This window comes from Microbacterium sp. Leaf351 (assembly GCF_001423825.1).
GTDB lineage: Bacteria > Actinomycetota > Actinomycetes > Actinomycetales > Microbacteriaceae > Microbacterium > Microbacterium ginsengisoli.
This window is the reverse complement of record NZ_LMPK01000035.1, coordinates 27,833-29,702: the sequence shown is the minus strand read 5'-3', so window position 1 is coordinate 29,702 and position 1,870 is coordinate 27,833. Positions and strand designations below refer to the sequence as shown.

General features: G+C 72.3%; 3 protein-coding genes. 2 read left to right on the top strand and 1 reads right to left on the bottom strand.

The window, feature by feature from the left end; genetic code table 11:
- Together ASG00_RS18220 and ASG00_RS11200 are read left to right on the top strand one after the other, a co-directional pair.
- Positions 1–845 (top strand): cation:proton antiporter domain-containing protein (locus ASG00_RS18220; RefSeq protein ID WP_235559513.1); only part of this gene is annotated, 845 nt, incomplete at its 5' end.
- Positions 846–890: 45 nt separating this feature from the next.
- Complete coding sequence (locus tag ASG00_RS11200) at positions 891–1,361, top strand: recombinase family protein (RefSeq protein WP_156454808.1); 471 nt, start codon at positions 891–893, stop codon at positions 1,359–1,361.
- A gap of 17 nt (positions 1,362–1,378) precedes the next feature.
- On the opposite strand, the gene ASG00_RS11195 is transcribed toward ASG00_RS11200, so the two are convergent.
- On the bottom strand, positions 1,379–1,870 hold a 492-nt coding region (locus tag ASG00_RS11195), incomplete at its 5' end, for a DNA-3-methyladenine glycosylase I (RefSeq protein WP_056209622.1).

The following is a 1,870-nucleotide window of genomic DNA, read 5'->3' as shown; positions in this document are numbered from 1 at the left end:
ACGAGGGCCTCTGGCACGGCGCCTGGCTGGCGCTCTCGGCGCTCGGCATCATGCTGGGGCTGCGCGCGGCCTATGTGGCGTTCCTGCTCTGGCGCATGCGCTCCCGCGCCCGTCGATACGCACGGCTCGACCTGTCGACCTACAGCGCGAAGCTGAAGGGCATCGCCGACGGCACCATTCCCGAGGAGCACCGCGGCCAGGCCGATCGGCTCCGCCGTGACGAGGAGCGCGTGCGGCGCCGCTTCGCCGGCCTGAGCGCCGATGCCGACTACTACGCATCGTCACCGCTCGGCTGGAAGCAGGGCACGATCATCACCTGGGCGGGCATGCGCGGCGTCGTCACGCTGGCCGCCGCCCAGACGCTTCCGACCACCGGCATCGACCACCGCTCGCTGCTGATCTTCGTGGCGTTCCTCGTGGCCGTCTTCAGCCTCTTCGGTCAGGGGTTCACCCTCGCGAGCGTCGTGCGCGCCCTCCGCATCCCGCCCGCGAGCGACGACGACGCGGCGAGCGACGAGCACCTGCGCCTCGACGCGGAACTGGGCGCCGCCGCCGCGACCGCTCTCGCCGACCCCACGCTCACCCGCGCCGACGGCACCGCCTTCAGCGAGGGCATGGCGGCGAACGTCGGCACCCGCATGACCGAACCGCGCGACGCGGTGCTCACCGGCCGCATGCGCGAGATCCTCGAGCTGCGCATCGTCATCATCGAGGCGATGCGCGACCGACTCGTCGAGATCTCCACCCACGGCGGCTACTCGACCTCGACCCTCCGACGCGCCCTCGCCGAACTCGACGCCGACCAGATCAGCCTCGAACTACGGCTCGACGACGGCGACGACTGAGCCGCGCACATCCGCGCCGACTAGAGTTCGAGCGGAGGTGAGGCCATGAGCGAGACGGATGCCCCGTCCCCCCGTGCGACCACGGGCGGCGATGCCCTGACGAGCCCGGTGCACCTTCCCCACGCCGCCGCCGACTGCCCGAAGTGCTTCACCGAGCTGCAGGCCGACCGGGACTGGTGGCGGGCCCGTCCCGCCGGGTCGCGGCTCGTCGGACTCGTCGTCGCCCGCGACGACATGCCGTCGGTCGTGCAGCAGCGGGACGACCTCACGCGCTTCGGCGTGCCGATCGACGGCTTCCGCCACCCCGCCCCCGAGACGCTGGAGTCGTGGGAGCAGCGGCTCGTACGCCTGTTCGGCACCCTGTCGGCGGGCGACGTGGTCGTCGTCGCCAGCATCCACGCCCTCGGCCGCAGCATCGACGAGGAGACCCGCACGGTCGCCGAACTGCGCCGTCGCGGTGTGGTCATCAAGGTGCTCAGCCACGAGGGACGCCACCTGTTCGACGCCGGACGCTGAGTCGCGGCATCCGCCCGTCACGCGGCGCGCCAGCAGCCCTCGACGTGATCATCGACCAGCCCCGCCGACTGCATCAGCGCGTACATCGTCGTCGGTCCCACGAACCGGAACCCGCGTCGGCGCAGCTCACGGCTGAGCGCCGTGGACTCCGCCGTCGACGCGGGCAGGTCGCCGTAGGACGCGGCCCGCGGCGCACCGCTCGGCGTCGGGGCGAACGACCAGATCAGCGTGTCGAGCTCGCCGTCGGCGAGCGCCGCCACGAGGGCGGCGTTGCCGATCGTCGCCTCGATCTTCGCGCGGTTGCGCACGATGCCGGCGTCAGCCATGAGCCGTTCGATGTCGGCGTCGCCGAACGCCGCGACCGTCTCGGGCTCGAAGCCGGCGAACGCCTCGCGAAACCGCGGGCGCTTGCGCAGGATCGTGATCCACGACAGCCCCGCCTGGAAGCCCTCGAGGCTCAGCTTCTCGAACAGGGCACGGTCGCCGTGCAGCGGCACGCCCCACTCCTC